This is a genomic window from Microbacterium kunmingense, from assembly GCF_023155745.1.
Classification (GTDB): Bacteria; Actinomycetota; Actinomycetes; order Actinomycetales; family Microbacteriaceae; genus Microbacterium; species Microbacterium kunmingense.
Genome location: NZ_JAKNUS010000001.1, coordinates 351,861 through 369,594, shown reverse-complemented (window position 1 = coordinate 369,594; position 17,734 = coordinate 351,861). Strand labels below are relative to the sequence as shown.

The 17,734-nt window shown below is 69.1% G+C and carries 18 protein-coding genes; 8 read left to right on the top strand and 10 right to left on the bottom strand.

What is annotated here, in order from left to right; genetic code table 11:
* Nucleotides 1–729: a ThuA domain-containing protein gene (locus MA875_RS01910; protein WP_248240116.1), complete on the top strand. Its 729-nt coding sequence runs from the start codon at nucleotides 1–3 to the stop codon at nucleotides 727–729.
* Here MA875_RS01910 and MA875_RS01905 read toward each other — a convergent pair.
* The 3 genes from MA875_RS01905 to MA875_RS01895 are packed head-to-tail and all read right to left on the bottom strand — an operon-like array spanning nucleotide 719 to nucleotide 3,839.
* Nucleotides 719–1,561, bottom strand: coding sequence for a carbohydrate ABC transporter permease (locus tag MA875_RS01905; RefSeq protein ID WP_248239899.1), 843 nt, complete (start codon nucleotides 1,559–1,561; stop codon nucleotides 719–721). The genes MA875_RS01910 and MA875_RS01905 overlap by 11 nt on opposite strands.
* The gene (locus MA875_RS01900) at nucleotides 1,561–2,514 is read right to left on the bottom strand and encodes a carbohydrate ABC transporter permease (RefSeq protein ID WP_248239898.1); all 954 of its coding nucleotides are present in this window, start codon (nucleotides 2,512–2,514) and stop codon (nucleotides 1,561–1,563) included. Before MA875_RS01900 ends, MA875_RS01905 begins: the two co-directional genes overlap by 1 nt.
* Nucleotides 2,511–3,839: an ABC transporter substrate-binding protein gene (locus MA875_RS01895; RefSeq protein ID WP_248239897.1), complete on the bottom strand. Its 1,329-nt coding sequence runs from the start codon at nucleotides 3,837–3,839 to the stop codon at nucleotides 2,511–2,513. Before MA875_RS01895 ends, MA875_RS01900 begins: the two co-directional genes overlap by 4 nt.
* A 370-nt stretch (nucleotides 3,840–4,209) precedes the next feature.
* On the opposite strand from MA875_RS01895, the gene MA875_RS01890 reads away from it, so the two are divergent.
* The 4 genes from MA875_RS01890 to MA875_RS01875 are packed head-to-tail and all read left to right on the top strand — an operon-like array spanning nucleotide 4,210 to nucleotide 7,871.
* Nucleotides 4,210–5,424 carry a mandelate racemase/muconate lactonizing enzyme family protein gene (locus tag MA875_RS01890; protein WP_248239896.1) on the top strand — a complete coding sequence of 405 codons (1,215 nt, stop codon included), beginning with the start codon at nucleotides 4,210–4,212 and terminating at the stop codon, nucleotides 5,422–5,424.
* Nucleotides 5,425–5,434: 10 nt separating this feature from the next.
* Nucleotides 5,435–6,196: a FadR/GntR family transcriptional regulator gene (locus MA875_RS01885; protein WP_248239895.1), complete on the top strand. Its 762-nt coding sequence runs from the start codon at nucleotides 5,435–5,437 to the stop codon at nucleotides 6,194–6,196.
* The gene (locus MA875_RS01880; RefSeq protein WP_248239894.1) at nucleotides 6,193–7,122 is read left to right on the top strand and encodes an aldose epimerase family protein; all 930 of its coding nucleotides are present in this window, start codon (nucleotides 6,193–6,195) and stop codon (nucleotides 7,120–7,122) included. Before MA875_RS01885 ends, MA875_RS01880 begins: the two co-directional genes overlap by 4 nt.
* On the top strand, nucleotides 7,119–7,871 hold the full coding sequence (locus MA875_RS01875) for an SDR family NAD(P)-dependent oxidoreductase (protein WP_248239893.1): 753 nt from the start codon (nucleotides 7,119–7,121) through the stop codon (nucleotides 7,869–7,871). Before MA875_RS01880 ends, MA875_RS01875 begins: the two co-directional genes overlap by 4 nt.
* A gap of 175 nt (nucleotides 7,872–8,046) precedes the next feature.
* On the opposite strand, the gene sufU is transcribed toward MA875_RS01875, so the two are convergent.
* From sufU to MA875_RS01860, 3 genes are read right to left on the bottom strand one after another with little or no spacing between them, the layout of a single operon-like run.
* Nucleotides 8,047–8,478 carry a Fe-S cluster assembly sulfur transfer protein SufU gene (sufU, locus tag MA875_RS01870; protein WP_248239892.1) on the bottom strand — a complete coding sequence of 144 codons (432 nt, stop codon included), beginning with the start codon at nucleotides 8,476–8,478 and terminating at the stop codon, nucleotides 8,047–8,049.
* The gene (locus MA875_RS01865) at nucleotides 8,475–9,737 is read right to left on the bottom strand and encodes an aminotransferase class V-fold PLP-dependent enzyme (RefSeq protein WP_248239891.1); all 1,263 of its coding nucleotides are present in this window, start codon (nucleotides 9,735–9,737) and stop codon (nucleotides 8,475–8,477) included. Before MA875_RS01865 ends, sufU begins: the two co-directional genes overlap by 4 nt.
* 42 nt (nucleotides 9,738–9,779) lie before the next feature.
* Nucleotides 9,780–10,475, bottom strand: coding sequence for an alpha/beta fold hydrolase (locus MA875_RS01860; RefSeq protein ID WP_248239890.1), 696 nt, complete (start codon nucleotides 10,473–10,475; stop codon nucleotides 9,780–9,782).
* A 93-nt stretch (nucleotides 10,476–10,568) separates the two neighbouring features.
* Here MA875_RS01860 and MA875_RS01855 point away from each other — a divergent pair, with 93 nt between their 5' ends.
* From MA875_RS01855 to MA875_RS01845, 3 genes are all read left to right on the top strand, one after another.
* The gene (locus MA875_RS01855; RefSeq protein WP_248239889.1) at nucleotides 10,569–11,498 is read left to right on the top strand and encodes an AraC family transcriptional regulator; all 930 of its coding nucleotides are present in this window, start codon (nucleotides 10,569–10,571) and stop codon (nucleotides 11,496–11,498) included.
* Nucleotides 11,499–11,758: 260 nt separating this feature from the next.
* Entirely contained in the window at nucleotides 11,759–12,709 is a 951-nt protein-coding gene (locus tag MA875_RS01850) for a cystathionine beta-synthase (RefSeq protein WP_248239888.1), read from the top strand.
* Nucleotides 12,706–13,872, top strand: coding sequence for a cystathionine gamma-synthase (locus tag MA875_RS01845; protein ID WP_372492500.1), 1,167 nt, complete (start codon nucleotides 12,706–12,708; stop codon nucleotides 13,870–13,872). The genes MA875_RS01850 and MA875_RS01845 overlap by 4 nt, the downstream gene beginning before the upstream one ends.
* A gap of 1 nt (nucleotide 13,873) precedes the next feature.
* Here MA875_RS01845 and MA875_RS01840 read toward each other — a convergent pair whose 3' ends face one another.
* The 4 genes from MA875_RS01840 to MA875_RS01825 all read right to left on the bottom strand — a co-directional run bounded on the left by MA875_RS01840 (nucleotide 13,874) and on the right by MA875_RS01825 (nucleotide 17,734).
* On the bottom strand, nucleotides 13,874–14,800 hold the full coding sequence (locus MA875_RS01840; RefSeq protein WP_248239887.1) for a sugar phosphate isomerase/epimerase family protein: 927 nt from the start codon (nucleotides 14,798–14,800) through the stop codon (nucleotides 13,874–13,876).
* Nucleotides 14,800–15,582, bottom strand: a complete 783-nt coding sequence (locus MA875_RS01835) for an SDR family NAD(P)-dependent oxidoreductase (protein ID WP_248239886.1) — start codon at nucleotides 15,580–15,582, stop codon at nucleotides 14,800–14,802. Before MA875_RS01835 ends, MA875_RS01840 begins: the two co-directional genes overlap by 1 nt.
* Before the next feature lie 82 nt (nucleotides 15,583–15,664).
* Nucleotides 15,665–16,672 carry a sugar ABC transporter substrate-binding protein gene (locus tag MA875_RS01830; RefSeq protein WP_248239885.1) on the bottom strand — a complete coding sequence of 336 codons (1,008 nt, stop codon included), beginning with the start codon at nucleotides 16,670–16,672 and terminating at the stop codon, nucleotides 15,665–15,667.
* A 72-nt stretch (nucleotides 16,673–16,744) separates the two neighbouring features.
* A complete protein-coding gene (locus MA875_RS01825; protein WP_248239884.1) occupies nucleotides 16,745–17,734 on the bottom strand; it encodes an ABC transporter permease in 990 nt (329 codons plus the stop codon).

The following is a 17,734-nucleotide window of genomic DNA, read 5'->3' as shown; positions in this document are numbered from 1 at the left end:
ATCCGCGTGACGGTGTGGAACGAGAACCGACATGAGCGTCGGGAGGGCACCCGGCCGGCCGAGCTGTACCCCGAGGGCATCCACGGGGCGATCGCCGCGGGTCTTCGCGCCCACCTCGGCACCGACGTCGAGGTCGCCACCGCGACGATGGAGCAGCCCGAGCACGGCCTCCCCGCCGCGGTGGTCGAAGCCACCGACGTGATGCTCTGGTGGGGCCATGAGGACCACCAGGGCGTCGACGACGCCGTCGTCGATCGGGTCCACGAGGCGGTGCTCGGAGGCATGGGACTCATCGTTCTCCACTCCGGTCACTACTCGAAGATCTTCCGTCGCCTGATGGGGACGACCTGCTCTCTGCGGTGGCGCAACGACGGCGAGCGCGAGGTGGTGTGGACGGTCGCTCCGCGGCATCCGATCGCCCAGGGCATCCCCGATCCCCTCGTCATCGGCGAGCAGGAGATGTACGGGGAGTTCTTCGACATCCCGGTCCCGCAGGAACTGATCTTCCTCTCCACCTTCGCCGGCGGCGAGGTGTTCCGTTCGGGAGCGACCTGGACCCGCGGTGCGGGCCGGGTCTTCTACTTCTCCCCCGGCGACCAGGAGTACCCGGTCTACCACCACCCCGACATCCAGCGGGTGCTCGCCAACGGTGTTCGGTGGGCGGCGCCGACCGGACGGGGCTTGCCCCTCGACGCCACCCACCACCCGCGAGGCTGGTTCAGCGGCTGACACCCACCTGCAGACCCTGCATGATGTAGCGCGAGGCGAAGGCGAGCAGGATCAGGGGCACGGACGCCGTGACGAACAGACCCGCCGACACCAGCGGCTGGTCGGTGACGAACCTCTCGCCGATCGTCGCCAATGTCGGAGTGAGCAGCCACATCGACTGGTCCCGGATGAGGATGATGGCGAAGATGAGCTCGTTCCACACCCCGAGGAACTGCAGCACCGCCAGGGTGGCGATGCCGCTCGACCCCATGGGCAGAACGATCGACCACAGGGTGCGGAACAGCCCCGCACCATCGATGCGCGCCGCCTCCATGACCTCGTCGGGGATGCCGCGGAAGGTCAGCGTCAGGAAGAACGTCGCGAACGGCAGCCCTGTCGCGACGTAGACCAGGATCAACCCGGCGTAGCCGCCGAGGCCGAGGCGGGCGAGCAGCAGGTAGATCGGGATGATCAGCACCGGGCCGGGGATGAGCATCACGGACACGAACGTCGCGGTGATGTATTTCGCTCCCGGCACCGGCAGCTTCGCCAGTGCATGCCCGGCGATCGTGGCCAGGATGAGCACGATGACCACCGACACCGTCGTGACGAACATGCTGTTGAGGAACGCCTGACCGAGGCCGTACGAATTGGCCAGTGTGACGTAGTTCGACAGCGTCCACTCGCCGGGCAGGCCGAACGGATCGCGCAGGTAGTCGGCGTTGGGCCGAAGCGAGGTGATCACCACGAACCACAGCGGGTAGAGGATCGACACCGCGACCAGGCACAGGGCGATGAAGATCGGCCACCTCGTGCGCCTGCTGCTCAGGCGCGAACTCACCACGTCGGTCATCAGTCCTCCTCCTGCAGGCGGAACACGCGGTTTTGGATCAGGGTGAGGATGCCGATGAAGAGGAACAGCACCACCGCCAGCGCCGCACCGGACCCGAGATTGCTGCTGGAGAAGGCCCGGAGGTAGACGAGGTAGTCGATCGTGGTGGTCTCGAAGCCCGGCCCGCCCGCGGTCATCACGAAGACGAAGCCGAACAGCGATGTGAAGGTGTAGAGCACGTTGATGATGAAGACGAAGCCGAGAACCCGACGGATGTTGGGAAGGGTGATGTACCAGAGCCTCTTCCACCACCCCGCCCCGTCGATGGCAGCCGCTTCGAACACGGCCGGGTTGATCGAGGTCAGACCCGCCAGCAGCAGGAGCGACTGGTAGCCGAAGCCCGACCAGACGAGGGCCAGGATGATGACGGAGATCGCCAGCGTGCCGTCGGTGAAGAACTGCACCGGCTCCAGACCGAACAGCGCCAGCGCCTGGTTGACACCGCCGTAGTACCCGAAGGCGTTGCGGAACATGATGCCGATGACCGCGACGGACAACACGTTCGGCAGGAAGAAGATCAGCCGGAAGAACCGCCACCCCCGCACGCGTTCGAACAGCAGCACCGAGACGATGAGCGCGACGAAGATGACCAGCGGCACCGAGATGAGGAACTTCAGGTTGTTCAGGAAAACCTGGTGCACGACCGGGTCGGTCAGCAGAGCCGTGTAATTGGCGAACCAGTTCCATTCGAAGGTGAGACCGTTCGTCCGGGTGAAGGAGATGAAGACCGCGAACGCGACGGGGAAGGCCATGAATCCGACGACCACGAGGAAGGCGGGGAGCACCGACGCGAGCCCCACGAGGCGGTCACGCCGGCGCAGGCCCCCGGGTCTGCGGTGCTTCTGAGCGCTGGCCTCGATGATGGGCGCCTGGTCCGAGGCGCCCATCATCGAGCCTTCGAAGGCGGAAGTCACTGGTTGGCGATCTCCGTGGCGTAGGAGTCCGCCAGCTGGCGCACGGCGTCCTCGGGGGTGATCGTGCCCAGGAAGACGCCGGCGTTCACTCGGTAGAAGAGGTCGATCGTCGCCTGGGGCATCACCGAGTCGAAGGCGAAGACGACGCCGTCGGTGGCCTCCTGCAGCTGCTCGAACTCCTGCTGCAGCAGCGGGTTCTCGATGAGCGACGGATCAGCGTCCCGATGATTGGAGGCCTGTGTCTGGTACAGCTCGACGAACCGATCCTGGTTCTCGGGTTCGGCCAGGAACTGCAGGAACTCGCCCGCGAGCTCCTTCTGGTCGGAGTAGTTGGTGATCGAGATCGAGATCTCCGGGCCTCCTGCGGCCATGTTCGGATACGGCGCGTCCTCGAACATCGGGATGAAGAACACGCTGACGTCGTCGCCGAACGCCTCGTACATGCCGTTGTTCTCCCAGCTGCCGACGATGTAGTACGCGCCGTCCCCACCGACGAAGCCCGCCGTGGACTCGCCGTTGGACACCTGTCCGGCGTCGGGATTGGTGAGGCCCGAGGCGCCGAGTTCTGCGAACGCCTCGTAGGCCTTCACCATGGCCGGGTCGTCGACGGGGATCTCACCGGCGTACATCTGAGTGAACGCCGACTCTCCCAGTTCGCCGCCCACGAGGGCGCTGATGATCCACGCGCCGACGTAGCCCTCGAGGTTGGCCATCCAGAACGCGTTGTAATCGGTGTTCTCGACGATCTGCTCGCCGTTGGCCATGAGCTCCTCCCACGAGGTGGGCGGGTCGGCGGGGTCGAGCCCGGCCTCTTCGAGCATCTCGTTGTTCGCGAACACCGTGAACAGGTTCCCGGCGCCGTACGGCATCCCGAGGATGGCGCCCTCGGGGTCGAAGTCCTCGCGGTTCACATTGAACCCGGCCATCGAATCGATGATCTCGGGAGTCAGGTACGGCTCGAGGTCTTCGAAGAACTCCGCGAACGAGATGGTCGGTCCGCCGGCGTACTGGATGCGGATGTCCGGCCCGTCGCCCGCGATCGAGGCGGCCTGGAACTGCGCCCCGTTCGAGGAGATGTCGCCGCCCTGCTGCACCACGGTGACGGTCAGCCCCGGGTTCTGCTCTTCGAACTCGGCGGCCATCTGATCGATGAACGAGTTCTCCATGTCGGCCTCACCGCTCTCGAGGGTGCGACCGAGGATGCCGGTGTCCCAGATGACCAGCTCCTGTTCACCGGACTCACCGCCCCCCGCGGGAGCGCACGCCGCCAGCGAGACGACGAGCCCTGAGGCGAGAACGAGCCCGCCGAGCGCGCGTGTGTTCATTGCTGTGTCCTTCCTTGGATGCAACGCGTGGGCGGCAGGCGCCGCTCACGGGAGGAGCGCGCGGAAGAGGGCGACGGCGAACATGCAGCGACGGCACGGGCCCCACTGCTCGGGCGTTGCGACATCATCGTCCCATCCACATCGATCGTCCGCGGGCCGATGGCGCCGCGTGACAGGATTACATCATACGTGAACGATGAAATCCACGAATTGTTGCGGACAGGTTATCCACCTAGTTGCATTCAGAGCCGGGTTACATATGATGTAACACGAGGCGGCAGACCGCAGTGAGGCTGTGTGCGCGCGAGGCCTCCGGTCACTCATCCCCGAGATGCGAAGGCGGCATCATCCTCATGAACACGGACGCCCGATGAACATCGACACCGTCGACTTCTTCTACGCCTCCATGCCCGAGGTCACTCTCGAAGCCGACGGCAGCCAGGACGCGCTCCTGGTCCGCGTGCGCGCCGGCGATCACGAGGGCTGGGGCGAGTGCGAGGCATCCCCGCTGACCTCCATCGCCGCCTTCATCACGCCTCGCTCGCACGGCGTCTGCCAACCCGTCGCCGCCAGCGTGATGGGCGAGCGCCTCGACGGCCCCGCCGACATCCGGCGCATCGCCTCCCTGGTCGAGCGCCACAGCATGGACCTCCTCCAGGCCGCCCACACCTGGTCGGGCATCGAGATCGCCCTGTGGGACCTGCTCGGCCGGGCCCGTGACGAACCGGTCTGGCGGATGCTCGGATACGGCACGACGGAAGGGAAGCTCCCTTACGCCTCCCTCCTCTTCGGCGCCGACCCCCACGCGACGAGGCAACGTGCGCGAGATCAGGTCGCAGCGGGATACCGCGCGGTGAAGTTCGGCTGGGGCTCTTTCGGCACCGGCGACGCCCGGATCGATGCCGATCATCTCGTGGCGGCGCGGGAGGGGCTCGGCGACGACGGGATCCTTCTCGTCGACGCCGGCCAGATCTGGGGCGACGACGCCGCGCGAGCCGCCGAGCGTCTCGCCGCGCTGAAAGAGGCGCGGGTCACCTGGCTCGAGGAGCCCTTCGTGCCGCATGCATTCGGGGCGTATGCCGAGCTCGCCGCCCGAGCCGGCACTGTCGGGATCGCGGGAGGCGAAGGGGCGCACACCGTGCACATGGCCACGAACCTCATCGACTACGGCGGGGTTCGCTTCATCCAGATCGATGCGGCCCGCATCGGGGGGATCGGACCGGCGTGGGATGTGGCACAGCACGCCGTGGCGAAGGGGGTGACCTTCGTCAATCACACCTTCACCTCCCACCTCGCCCTCTCCGCTTCTCTCCAACCGTTTGCGGGAATGGCCGATCATCGGATCGCCGAGTTCCCCGTCGAGCCGAAGCCGGTGGCCCTGGCGATTTCGACGACGCAGCTGCGTCCTGATCGCAATGGCGAGATCCATGCGCCCGACGCGCCGGGGCTCGGCGTCGACGTCGATCTGGCCGCGCTCGGACCCTACCTGAGGGACGTGGAGATCCTCGTCGACGGCGAAGCCGTCTTCCGCAGCCCCACAGCCGAACCGGTCGCACCTAAAGTGAAGGCAACCGTGAAGGCGTGAGGAGATGACGGTGGCCGAGACCCGCGACCCCGAGCACGGCTCGGGGTACACGATGCGTGGTCTGCAGGGCCGCGTGATCGAGGGGGTCGGGCGCGCCATCATCCGCGGCGACTACGCTCCGGGGGAGCTGGTCCCGAAGGAGGCGGAGCTGACCGAGGCGTACGGGGTGAGCAGGACCTCGGTGCGCGAGGCGATGCGGGTGCTCGCAGCGAAAGGTCTGGTGGACATCCGGCAGAAGATCGGCACACGGGTGCGGCGCACCGAGCAGTGGAACGTCTTCGACGCCGACATCCTGCGCTGGCACAGCGACGAAGGCCGCGGGGAGAGCATCCTCCGAGATCTCGTCGAGGTGCGCCAGATCATGGAGCCCCAGGCGGCTCGGCTCGCGGCCGGACGCGCGAGCATGGAGGACCTGCGCAAGCTCGAGACGGCTCTGAGCGCGATGCGCGCCGCCACCGCCGATCGAGAGAGCTACGCGCACGCCGATGTCGATTTCCACGTTGCCGTCTACGGCGCCTCCCACAACGTCCTCCTGAGGCAGTTCGGCGCGGTCATCGCCGACTTCATGTACCTCAGCTTCAGCGTCCAGCAGCAGACCGCCTCGGGCGAGGAGGTGTTCGCCGGTGATGTGGAGCAGCACGCCGCCGTCCTTCACGCGATCCACCGGGGACGCGGCGAACACGCGGCCGAGGCGATGCTCGACGTCGTTCTCGACGGGAAGACTGCTCTGATCCAAGCCCTCAGCGGATCGCGCGGCGACACTGTCACGTGAACCGCGTCACCCTCACCGCCGGCAGCACCCGCGCCCTCGTGTTGCCCGATCACGGCGGTGTGGCCGCCGAATTGACGGTCGACGGCGCGTCGGTGCTCGCACAGACCCCCTGGGCGTCCGAGGTGCTCGCCAGCGGCCGAGCCGCTCCTGACGAGGCGACGTGGGTCGGTCGATGGAAGGGCGGATGGCAGTTGTGCTTCCCGAACGCCGGCGCCCCCGACCCGGATGCACGACCGGCGCAGAGCTTCCACGGTGTCGCATCCCAGGACCGATGGAGCGTCGGCGACACCGATGACACACAAGTCGAACTGCACTGGGCCGATGAGGCAGGTCTGTCGATCCGCCGACGGTGGAGCGTGTGGGAGAGGACGCTGGCGGCCGTCACGACCGCCAGCAACGGCGGCGAGGCGAGCCGTCGGATCGGGATCGCCGAGCATCTGATCCTGGGCGGCGAAGTCCTTGCCCCGGTCGTGGACGCCGGCGACACACTGCAGATCGACGCCTCGGGAACGCTCGTCGAGCTCGACTACTCGGGCAGCCCGACGGGACGGCAGGCCGCCTGGCCAGGCGAGGATTGGGCACACGTGGACAGGCGCACACCGGCGCGGGTGGCCGCCCTGCGGCATCCCTCCCCCGGCATCGTCACGGTGACCGGGCCGACGCTTCGGGCGACCGTGTCGTGGGAGGGCCTCGCCCACGCCCTGCTCTGGGAAGAGATGGGCGCGAGCCCGGACGCACCCTGGAACGGGGCCGTGCACGCCCTCGGTATCGAACCGACCACGACACCGCACGGCGCGGGCACCGCGTACCCGGACGGCGCGATCGACCTCTCACCCGGGGAGAGCATGACCTGGTCCACGCATCTGCACATCGGGGTCACCGAAAACCGGGCCGGAGCGCCCGCCGGCGAAAGAGGGCGAGCATGACCGCAGCACCCACGGCGGACCAACCGCTTCGCTGCCTCGTGACCGGGGCGCGTCACGGCATCGGTGCGGCGATCGCGCAGCGGCTGGTCGCTGCCGGCGAGGCGGTCGTCGGGATCGACATCGACCCCGGGGCGGGGCCGATGAAGATCGTCGCCGCCGACCTCGCCGATCCCGCCTCGCGTGCGACGGGCTTCGAGCATGCTCTGGCCGCCCTCGGCGGGGTGGACGTGCTGGTCAACGCCGCGGGGATCTTCCGCGAGGGCGGCGTGCTCACCTCGAAGCCCGCCGACTGGGCCTCCGTCTGGGCGGTCGATCTCGAGGCTCCCCTCGACCTCATGCGCCTGGCCGCCGCAGTCATGGCACCCGTCGGGTTCGGCCGCATCGTGAACATCACGAGCGTGCACGCCCGCGTCGGAAGCCGGGAGAGCATCGCCTACGACGTGGCGAAGGCGGGGCTGGAGGCCGCGACGCGCTCGGCGGCGCTCGACCTCGCCGAGCACGGAGTGCTGGTCAACGCGGTGGCGCCTGGGTTCGTCCGGACCCGCATGAGTATGCTGCCCGACGGGCGCGACGAGACGGAGACCGAAGCGTTCCTCGCCACCTATGTCGAGGGTGGCCGCCTCCCCCTCGGACGGCCGGCCTCGCCCGCGGAAATCGCCGAGTCCGTGGTCTTCCTCGCTGGCCGCGACAACACCTACATCACCGGTCAGGTGCTGACGATCGACGGCGGGCTGACCGCGACGTTCTGATCGGGGGTGCCGACGCTGGGCGTGCGGGAAATCGAAGTGTCACAGATTGTCGCCTTGAGCGTTCCAACCCGACCATTTGCGCCACCTTCTCGCCGGGCGTGCGGGAGGAAGTGTCACAGATTGTCACCTCGAGCGCCCCAATCCGACCATCTGCGCCACTTTCTCGCGCGCGGGCTCAGCCCACGGCGCGCAGCAAGCACGCCTCGGCCGCGACCCAGCCGAGCATCGCGCACTTCACCCGCATGACGTAGCGGGCGACGCCCTGGAACGCGGCAGCATCCTCGAGGCGCTCGGGCGGCTCGACCCCGGGCGAGCGCAGCATCGTGCGGAAGTCGTCGATGAGCGCCCGCGCCGCCTCGACGTCTGCGCCCTTCAGCAGGCCTGACATCACCGACGCCGAGGCCATCGAGATGCTGCAGCCCTGACCCTCCCAGGCCAGCTCGGTCACGACGCCGTCCTCGACCGACAGGCCGAGCGTGATCTCGTCGCCGCACGAGGGGTTCAGCTCGTGGTGGGTCACCGCGAAGCCCGAGACGTCGCCGCGTCCCTCGGGGTGACGCGAGTGATCGAGGATCACCTCGCGATACAGGCTCTCCAGGTCGCTCATCGGTCGGCTCCGAAGAAGGGGCGCACCTCGGTGAGCGCCGCGGCGAAGCGCGCCACCTCCTCGGCGTCGGTGTAGACGTAGGCACTCGCGCGCGTGGTCGCCGCCACCCCGAGCCGGCGGTGGAGGGGCTGGGCGCAGTGGTGCCCCGTGCGCACGGTGACCCCGCGGTCATCGAGGAACTGCCCCACGTCGTGCGCGTGCACCCCCTCGACGACGAAGCTCACGAGCGGTCCGCGCTCGGCCCCGAGCGCCGCACCGATCAGGCGCACACCCTCCACGGCGGCGACCGCGTCGACCAGCAGACCGGTGATCTCGTGCTCATGGGCGGCGACAGCCGGCATCCCGATCTCTCGCAGGAAATCGGATGCCGCAGCGAACCCGACCGCTTGACTCACCGGCTGCGTGCCGGCCTCGAAGCGGTACGGGGCGGGGAGAAACTGCGCGGACTCCATCGTCACGGTGGTGATCGTCGATCCGCCGGTGCGGGCGGGCGGCAGCAGGTCGAGGAGGTCCTTGCGCCCCCAGAGCGCGCCGATGCCTGTGGGGCCGAGCATCTTGTGGGCCGAGAACGCGGCGAAATCCACTCCGAGCACCGAGAAGTCGACCGGATGATGCGGCACCGACTGACACGCATCGAGCACCGTCAGCGCACCGACACGTCGAGCGAGGGCGACGACGTCGGCGACGGGGGCGACGAGCCCGGTGACGTTCGAGACGTGGGCGAAGGCGATGACACGGGTGCGGTCGGTGACCACGGCGGCGAGATCGTCGATTCCCCAGAGGCCGTCGTCGTCCACCGCCGCCCAACGGAGCGTCGCGCCGGTGCGCGCCGCGAGGCGCTGCCAGGGGATGAGGTTCGCGTGGTGCTCGGCCTCCGTGACGACGATCTCATCGCCGGGCCCGAGGCCGAACCGTGCGCGGGCGTCGTCGCAGCCGAGGCCGAGCGCGGCATCCGACATCCCGAGCGCGACCATGTTGATCGCATCGGTGGCGTTCTCGGCCCAGACGATCTCGTCGGGCGCCCCGCCGACGAACGACGCCACGCGCGCGCGGGCGTCTTCGAACGCCTGCGTCGCCGCGCCGGTCGCCATGCTCGAGCCCCGGTGCACCGCGGCGTAGTCGGCGGCGACGAACGCCGCCTCGGCGTCGATCACCTGTCGCGGGCGCTGCGAGGTCGCCGCGGAGTCGAGGTAGGCGCGATGGGGATGCGCGGCGAGGAAGGGGAAGTCGTCGCGCACGCGAGCCTGAAGGGTGTTCATCACCCTCCAGTCTCTCGCGGATCGGCGCGGCGCGCTCGATGGTCAGCCCGCCGCGGCCTCTTCGACGATGTCGGCGACGGCCTCGGGCTGCGACAGGAACGGCGAGTGGCTCGACGGCAGCCGAACGGCGCGTGACTCGGAGCGTGCTGCCAGTGCCTCCTGAGCGGGAAGGGGGAAGACGTAGTCCTGTTCTGTTATCACGTACGTCGTCGGTCGGTCACGCCACGACACCTGGGTCACCTGATCGACGAACGGCCGCCGCGCCTGCGTCTTCAGTCGGCGCGCGGACGCATCGGCGGTCGCGCGGTCCACGTCGCCGAAGAAGAGCACGAGTGGTGGCTCCTGCGTCGTCCCGGCGCTCACGACATCGCCATCGACGACCCACCAGCCAGGTGCCACCCCGCCGACGGCCGCCAACAGAGATTCACCCTCGTCGAGCACGAAGGCGGAGATGAAGACGACGTGCACGACGCGGTCGTCGAGCGCGGCTTGGGTGGTCGGAACACCCCCGTAGGAGTGTGCGACCACGACGACAGGCCCGTCGACCGCCGCGACGGCAGCCTCCACGGCCTCCGCGTCGTCGGCGAGCGTCTTCGTCTCGAAATCGACGGCGTGGACGGAGGGCAGGTCGACCGCGGCGGTACTCCATCCGCGCTCCTGGAGGATCGTCGTCACAGGCTCCCAGGCCCACGAACCGTGCCAGGCACCGTGGACGAAAACCAGAGTGGGACGGATCATCATCGACACCTTTCTCGCGGACATCGTCGGCTGATGCGAAGCTAGTGCCCACCCGAACACGTCGACACCGGCGTCCGACGAAGAACACCGGCAATGGATGAAGCCCCGCTGAAGCCCTACCTCCGCGGCACGACTCGCGGCCTCGACCCTGGTCGCGACTACGAGCATTTCTGCGACTCGATCGCCGATGTGTACGTCGGGGTGCGGCCCCGCCGCCCGGACGGAAGGTTCGATGCGGACTATGCCCTCTACTCGATCGGCGATCTGTCGCTCGGGCGTATCAACACCCCAGGTGTCTCCGCCGATCGCGACGCGGTGTCGCTGCGGACCGTCGCTGATGACGCCGTGTTCCTCAACCACTCACCGTCAGGCTGGGCATTGGAGCAGCGCGGCAGGCGATGGACGGCCGTGGGCGGCGAAGCGTTCGTCCTCGACAACGCCGCCGCCTTCACCGTCGTGGCCGACCCCAGCCGGCGTCTGCGGTTGACGTCTGTCCGCGTGCCGCACGAACTACTTCCCGCGCGAGCGCGCGCGGCGCTCCCCGCCCTCGACGATCGCCTCGCCGGAACGAGCTTCGGCCGTCAGCTCGGCGCTCAGATCTCGCTTTTCGTGGCCGCGGTGGAAGGCGGGATGCGCCCCCTCGCCGAGACGATGGGCACCGCCATCCTGCAGATGCTCGATGGCTTCTCACTGACCGATCCGGTCACTCCCCGCCGCATCGACGGCATGAGGTCGTTCGCACTGGCACGACTGGGCGATCCGTCGATGGACCTTCGCGCGGTGGCTCGGACGTTCCGGTGCTCGACCCGCACCGTGCAACTCGAATTCGCCCGTGCCGGCGCGTCGTTCTCCGCGTGGCTCACCGCGGAGCGCCTCGATCGCGCTCGTGAGATGCTGCGCGACCCTGCGCACGCCGGCCGCCCGATCGCCGCCATCGCGCGCGACCACGGCTACCTCGACGCCGGGACGTTCCATCGGGCCTATCGTGCGCGCTTCGGCTCCACACCGGGCTCCGACCGCTGAGCGCTCACCGCGAGAACCATTCACGGGCGGCCCCAGCGACCGCAGCTGACGCCTCGCTCGGGACCCGCCGCGCAGGAGGCCATCGCCGACTTCCTGCGCAGCGCCGCCGACCGCACCCGCGCCTTCATGGCGACCCTGGATGCTGATACCCTCCCTACGTGACCCTGACGTGTCGTTGTTGTGAGTGAGCGCCCCTCGGCGCACCTTCGACGACCACTCACCTCCGGCTGCCACGAGCGGCCCCGACTCAGGAACACACTGTGCGCTACGCCTCCCATGTCGCCGACCTCGTCGGCCGCACCCCCCTCGTCCGCCTGAACCGCGTCGTCGCTGACGTGAAGCCGACCGTGCTGGCGAAGGTCGAGTACTTCAACCCCGGCGGATCGGTCAAGGACCGCATCGCCCGCCGCATGATCGACGCCGCCGAGGAGAGCGGCCAGCTCCAGCCCGGCGGCACCATCGTCGAGGCAACGAGCGGCAACACCGGCGTGGGGCTCGCCCTCGTCGCCCTCCAGCGCGGCTACCGCATGATCTTCGTCGTCCCCGAGAAGTTCTCCGGCGAGAAGACCGCGGTCCTGCGCGCCTACGGCGCCGAGATCGTCACCGTCCCGACGAACGTGCCGCCGGATCATCCGGATTCGTACTACTCGGTCAGCGACCGCCTCGCCGCCGAGATCCCGGGGGCGTTCAAGCCCAACCAGTTCGCCAACATCAACGGGCCCCTGTCGCACTACGAGACGACGGGCCCCGAGATCTGGGACGACACCGAGGGCCGGGTCACCCACCTCGTCGCCGGCATCGGCACGGGCGGCACGATCACGGGCACCGGAAAGTACTTGAAGGATGTCTCGGAAGGCCGCGTCTCGGTCATCGGCGCCGACCCCGAGGGGTCGATCTACTCCGGCGGGCCCGTGCACGGCTATCTCGTCGAGGGGGTCGGCGAGGATTTCTGGCCCACCACGTTCGACCCGAGCGTCGTCGACCGCTACGAGCGCGTCGACGACCGCGAATCGTTCGAGATGACCCGGCGCCTGGCACGCGAGGAGGGCCTCCTCGTCGGCGGATCGTGCGGCATGGCGGTGGTCGCAGCCCTGCGCACCGCGCGCGAGCTCAGCGAGGACGACGTCGTCGTCGTCATCCTTCCCGACTCGGGCCGCGGCTACATCAGCAAGATCTTCGATGACGAGTGGATGACGAGGAACCTCCCGTGAGCGTGAACCCCGATACGCACCGCTTCGACAGCCTCGCCGTCCACGCCGGCCAGGAGTTCGACCCCACCACGGGTGCGGTGATCCCGCCGGTGCACTTCTCCACGACCTTCGCGCAGGACGGCATCGGCGGGCTACGCCAGGGATACGAGTACGGCCGGAGCGGCAACCCCACCCGCACGGCGCTGCAGCGCCAGCTCGCCGCACTCGAGGGCGGCGCCCACGCCTTCTCGTTCTCGTCGGGTCTCGCCGCCGAAGACGCGCTGCTGCGCGCGACGCTCACGCCCGGCGACAGCGTGCTGCTCGGCAACGACGTCTACGGCGGCACCCACCGGCTGCTCGCCCGCGTGCTCGCCCCGTGGGGGGTCGAGATGCGCACGGTCGAGATGTCCGACCCCGCGGCGGTCCGCGCCGCGCTCGCGGAGCGCCCCGCGCGGGTGCTGTGGGTCGAGACGCCGTCGAACCCGCTGCTGAAGATCACCGACATCGCCGAGCTCGCCGCGATCGGGCACGAGGCCGGCGCGCTCGTCGTCGTCGACAACACCTTCGCCACTCCGGCCCTCCAGCGCCCGCTCACCCTCGGCGCCGACGTCGTCGTGCACTCGGTGACGAAATACCTCGGCGGCCACTCGGATGTCGTCGGCGGGGCGCTCGTGCTCGATGACGACGAGCTGGCCGAGAAGATCGGCTTCCTCCAGTTCGCCGTCGGCGCCGTCTCGGGCCCGATGGACGCGTGGCTGGCCTCGCGGGGCATCAAGACGCTCGGGATCCGGATGGCACGCCACAGCGCCAACGCGGCAGCGATCGCCGACGCGCTCCGCAGCCACTCGGGGGTCGCGCACGTCTACTACCCCGGGCTGGAGGACCACCCCGGCCACGCGATCGCGGCACGCCAGATGTCGGACTTCGGCGGCATTGTCTCGGTCGCCTTCGCGTCGGGCGAGATCGCCCGCCGCTTCGCGGAGTCGACGCAGCTGTTCCAGCTGGCCGAGTCGCTCGGCGGCGTGGAGTCGCTCGTGAACTACCCCGACGCGATGACCCACGCCTCGGTGCGCGGCACCGATGCGGCCGTGCCGGTCGAGGTCGTCCGCCTCTCGGTGGGCATCGAAGACCCCGCGGACCTCCTCGCCGACATCGACGAGGCCCTGCGCCGCGCGACCCGCTGAGTCAGACCATCGCCCCGCGGGCGAGCCTGATCTCCCGACGCCCGGCCGTGCTCGCGGCCCATCCCGAGCGGATGACGCGCAGCGCGTCGCGCATGAGCTCGACCCCGTCGTCGTAGGGCGAACGCCAGATCGCCAGCATGTCGGCGACCGGCTCGGCGAGGACCGAGCGCGAGAAGGCCTCGACGCCGAAGCGCCCCCGGTATCCGTTGTCCAGAGCCTGTCTGACGATCTGCGGGATGTCGACGGCGCCGCCCGAGAGAGGGCCCCGGCCCGACTGCCCGAGCTCGAGATAGGCCAGGCGCGGCAACGCGAGCCGGATCGCCGCCTCGAGGTCCGCCTCCTCGACGGCCATGTGGAACGTGTCGAGGTGGATGCGGAGGTTCTCCGACCCGCTCGCCTCGGCGAACCGCATCGCCTGCTCGGCGGTGTTGACCACCGAGGTCTCGTACCGGTTCAGCACCTCGAAGGTCATCACGATGCCGAGGGCGGCCGCCTCGTCGGCGACCTCGCCGACCAGGCGCGCGGCCTCCTCGACCCGCTGCCCGGGCACGGGGGCGCCGGGCGGGCCGAAGAGTCCGTAGGGCACCCCGTTCATCTGGTCGCCGCCGAGGTCGGCGGTCAGGCGCAGCGCCTGCCGGAGCGCGGCGACGCCCGCGGCACGCTCGTCCGCGTCATCCGAGGAGACATCGGCACCGGGGGCCTGCCCGGCGATCGTGATGGGAGAGACCTCCGAACGCGCGAACGCCTCGCGCATCGCGCGGGTATCGGTGGCCGCCGGGTCCAGGGGCGGCAGGACCACCCGGTGGATGCCGAGATCGGCGAGGGCGGGGAGTGCGCGCTCGAGGCTCGCCGGCGACGCGTCGGCGACCGCCACGTTGAGGTGGCACGCCACATCGAGGGTCATCGGGATGTCGGCGGTGTGGGTCATCAGAACACCGGGAGGTCCAGTCGCTGCTTAAACACCGAGTAGCCGTCGTCGACGTGCACCACCGTGCCGTTGATGACGTTCGCCTCGTCCGAGGCGAGGAAGGCCACGACGTCGGCGATCTCGGACGGCTGGGTCATGGTGTTGCGCAGCTGTTCCGAGGCGAACACCGTCTTCAGTTCGTCGCTGAACTGGTTGATGATGGCCGTCCCCACCCGGCCGGGCGTGATCGCGACGACCCGGATGCCGTGCTCGGCCAGTTCGTACGCCGCGGATCGGGTGAAGGAGATCACCGCCGCCTTTGCCGCGCTGTAGCTGAAGGCGAGCTCGGCCGCCTGCTCGCCGTAGATCGAGGACGTGTTGATAATGACCCCGGGCGTGCCCTGATCGCGGAACTGACGGGCCGCGGCGAGGATGCCGTAGTAGACGCCGTCCTGATCGACCCGGATCATCGGGACGTAGTCCTTCGCGGGATCGTGATCCAGCAGCGGCGTGCCACCGGCGATGCCGGCGTTGTTGAAGATGACGTCGAGCTTTCCGAAGGTCGACACCGCGGTGGCGACCATCTGCTCGACCTCGGCGAATTCCGACACATCGACCCGGCACGCGGCGGTCATGCCCGTGTGGCCGGCGGCCTCGACCTCGGCGACGGCACGCTCGGCCGCCTCGAGCGAAATGTCGGCGATGAGCACCTTGGCGCCCTCGCGGACGAACTTGTCGACAGTCGCGCGACCGATGCCGCTCGCGCCGCCGGTGATGATGGCGACCTTGCCTTCCAGGCGCATGGGGATTCCTTTCACTGGTGACCTCTCGCTGGTGCCGCTCGGGGGCGGGCCCGAGAGAAGAGCCCGCCCCCGAGAGGTCTTCTCAGCCGAGCTGGTCGGACGGGGTGATGTCGTCGGCGTTCTCGGAGGTGACCAGCGTCGTGGCCTCCTCCTCGAAGTTGTTCGACGGCGCCGAGCCCGACGAGCGCCACTGCGCGATCGCCTCCAGCACGGCGTCGTTGATCAGCGGCCAGGGCTGCTCGACGGTGGCGAGCATCGTGCCGGCCTTCACCGCCGCGATCGCCTCGCTCGTGGCATCCACGCCCGTGACGGCGACGTCGGCACCGGCCTCGGTAACGGCCTGCACGGCGCCGAGGGCCGCGTCATCCCAGCCGACCCAGACCGCGTCGAGGCCGTCGGGGTTGGCCGAGAGGTAGTCGGCGACGAGGGCCAGGGCCTCGGTGCGGCCGGTGGCAGGCGAGACGACCTGCTGGATCTCGCCGCCGGCGAGGGTGGCACCGGCGGCCTCGACCGCTTCGGCCGCGAGGGCGGCGCGGGTGCGGATGCCGGCGTGCGGGTCGTGGCCGATCACCATGATGTTCTTGCCCTCGAGCCCGCCGATGGCGTCGGAGATCGCGCCCATGGTCTGGTCGACGATGCCCTGCTGGTCGGTGGTGATGTTGAGCGCGTACGCGTCGGTCGGCTCCACGCCGGCGTCGATCGCGAACATCGGGATGCCCGCATCCTTCACCGCAGTCACGATGGAGCCGATCGAGGCGACGTCGGTGTAGCCGTTGTAGACGAGGTCGGCGCCCTGGCCGATGGCACTCTCGACGGCGGGGTTCATCTTCTGGAAGTCGAAGTCGCCCTGGACCATGGTGAGGTCCCAGCCGAGCTCGGCGGCCTGCGCCTCGACCTCCTTGACCCACCAGGCGCCGATGGGCGTCTGGTTGCCGGAGGTGAAGGCGACGACGCGGAGCGCTTCATCGCCGCCGCCGCCGGCGTCTCCTCCCCCTGCGTCTCCCCCGGAGCCGGAGCCACCGGCGCATCCGGCGAGCGCGAGGGCGCTGGCCACGGCGAGGACTGCGAATGCCCTGATTCTGTTACGCACTTCTCTACTCCTTTGTGATGGTTGCGTTTTCTTGGTGCCCCGGCGCGGGTGTCGCCGGGAGGGTGAGAACGGCTAGCGTTCTCGGTTCTTGAACGAGCTGAGGGTGACGGCGGCGATGATGATGATGCCCGTGACGACCTGCTGCACGTAGGCGTTCACGCCCAGGATGTTCAGGCCGTTGCTCATGACGCCGATGATGGCGACACCGACCATCGTGCCGACGATGTTCGCAGCACCCGAGCGGACGATGGTCATGCCGAGGAAGACCGCGGCCACGGAGAACATGAGGTTGTCCTCGCCCTGGATCGCGCTCGCGCTCCCCAGCCGCGCGGCCAGCAGCACCCCGCCGACAGCGGCGACGAGACCGGCCGCCGAGAAGGCGAGGAAGCGGGCGCGCTTGACGTTGACACCCGACAGACGCGAGACCTCGGCGTTGCCGCCGATCGCGTACCAGCGGCGGCCGAGCGTGGTGTAGCGCAGGATGAACCACAGGACCGCGGAGATCGCGATGGCGATGAAGACCGGCAGCGGGATCTCCAGGAACCGGCCCTGACCGAGGGCGTTGAACTCGGGAGGCAGGTTGAACAGCGTCGTCCCCTGCGTCACGAGGAAGGCCAGGCCGATGACGGAGGTCATCGTCGCCAATGTCGCCACGAACGCCGAGAGATTGAGGAACGCCACCAGCGCCCCGTTGATCATGCCGATGAGAAGCCCGACGAAGAGGGCGATCGCGATGGCCGGCATGACCGGCACGCCCTGGAGCATGAGGGATGCCGCGACGGCGCCTGCCAGCGCCGAGGTCGCCGCGACCGACAGGTCGAAGTCGCCCACGACCATGACGAGCGTCTGGGCGCCCGCGATGATCGCGAGGATCGACACCTGATACAGGATGTTGCGGACGTTGGTGAAGGTGAGGAACACGTCGGGCCGCATGGCGAAGAAGAAGATGACCAGGAGCACGAGGGCGACGACGGTGCCGCCCTGCATGAGCCGGGTGCCGACGGTGCGGGCGTGACCGGCGACCATGACGGTGCCGGTGCGCTCTTTTTCCGTGGTGGTCAT

Bases quoted from the DNA above. Each gene is read 5' to 3' on its own strand.
- MA875_RS01905 (WP_248239899.1), bottom strand. From the start codon at position 1,561: ATGACCGACGTGGTGAGTTCGCGCCTGAGCAGCAGGCGCACGAGGTGG.
- MA875_RS01895 (WP_248239897.1), bottom strand. From the start codon at position 3,839: ATGAACACACGCGCGCTCGGCGGGCTCGTTCTCGCCTCAGGGCTCGTC.
- MA875_RS01890 (WP_248239896.1), top strand. From the start codon at position 4,210: ATGAACATCGACACCGTCGACTTCTTCTACGCCTCCATGCCCGAGGTC.
- MA875_RS01875 (WP_248239893.1), top strand. From the start codon at position 7,119: ATGACCGCAGCACCCACGGCGGACCAACCGCTTCGCTGCCTCGTGACC.
- sufU (WP_248239892.1), bottom strand. From the start codon at position 8,478: ATGAGCGACCTGGAGAGCCTGTATCGCGAGGTGATCCTCGATCACTCG.
- MA875_RS01865 (WP_248239891.1), bottom strand. From the start codon at position 9,737: ATGAACACCCTTCAGGCTCGCGTGCGCGACGACTTCCCCTTCCTCGCC.
- MA875_RS01860 (WP_248239890.1), bottom strand. From the start codon at position 10,475: ATGATCCGTCCCACTCTGGTTTTCGTCCACGGTGCCTGGCACGGTTCG.
- MA875_RS01855 (WP_248239889.1), top strand. From the start codon at position 10,569: ATGGATGAAGCCCCGCTGAAGCCCTACCTCCGCGGCACGACTCGCGGC.
- MA875_RS01840 (WP_248239887.1), bottom strand. From the start codon at position 14,800: ATGACCCACACCGCCGACATCCCGATGACCCTCGATGTGGCGTGCCAC.
- MA875_RS01835 (WP_248239886.1), bottom strand. From the start codon at position 15,582: ATGCGCCTGGAAGGCAAGGTCGCCATCATCACCGGCGGCGCGAGCGGC.
- MA875_RS01825 (WP_248239884.1), bottom strand. From the start codon at position 17,734: ATGACCACCACGGAAAAAGAGCGCACCGGCACCGTCATGGTCGCCGGT.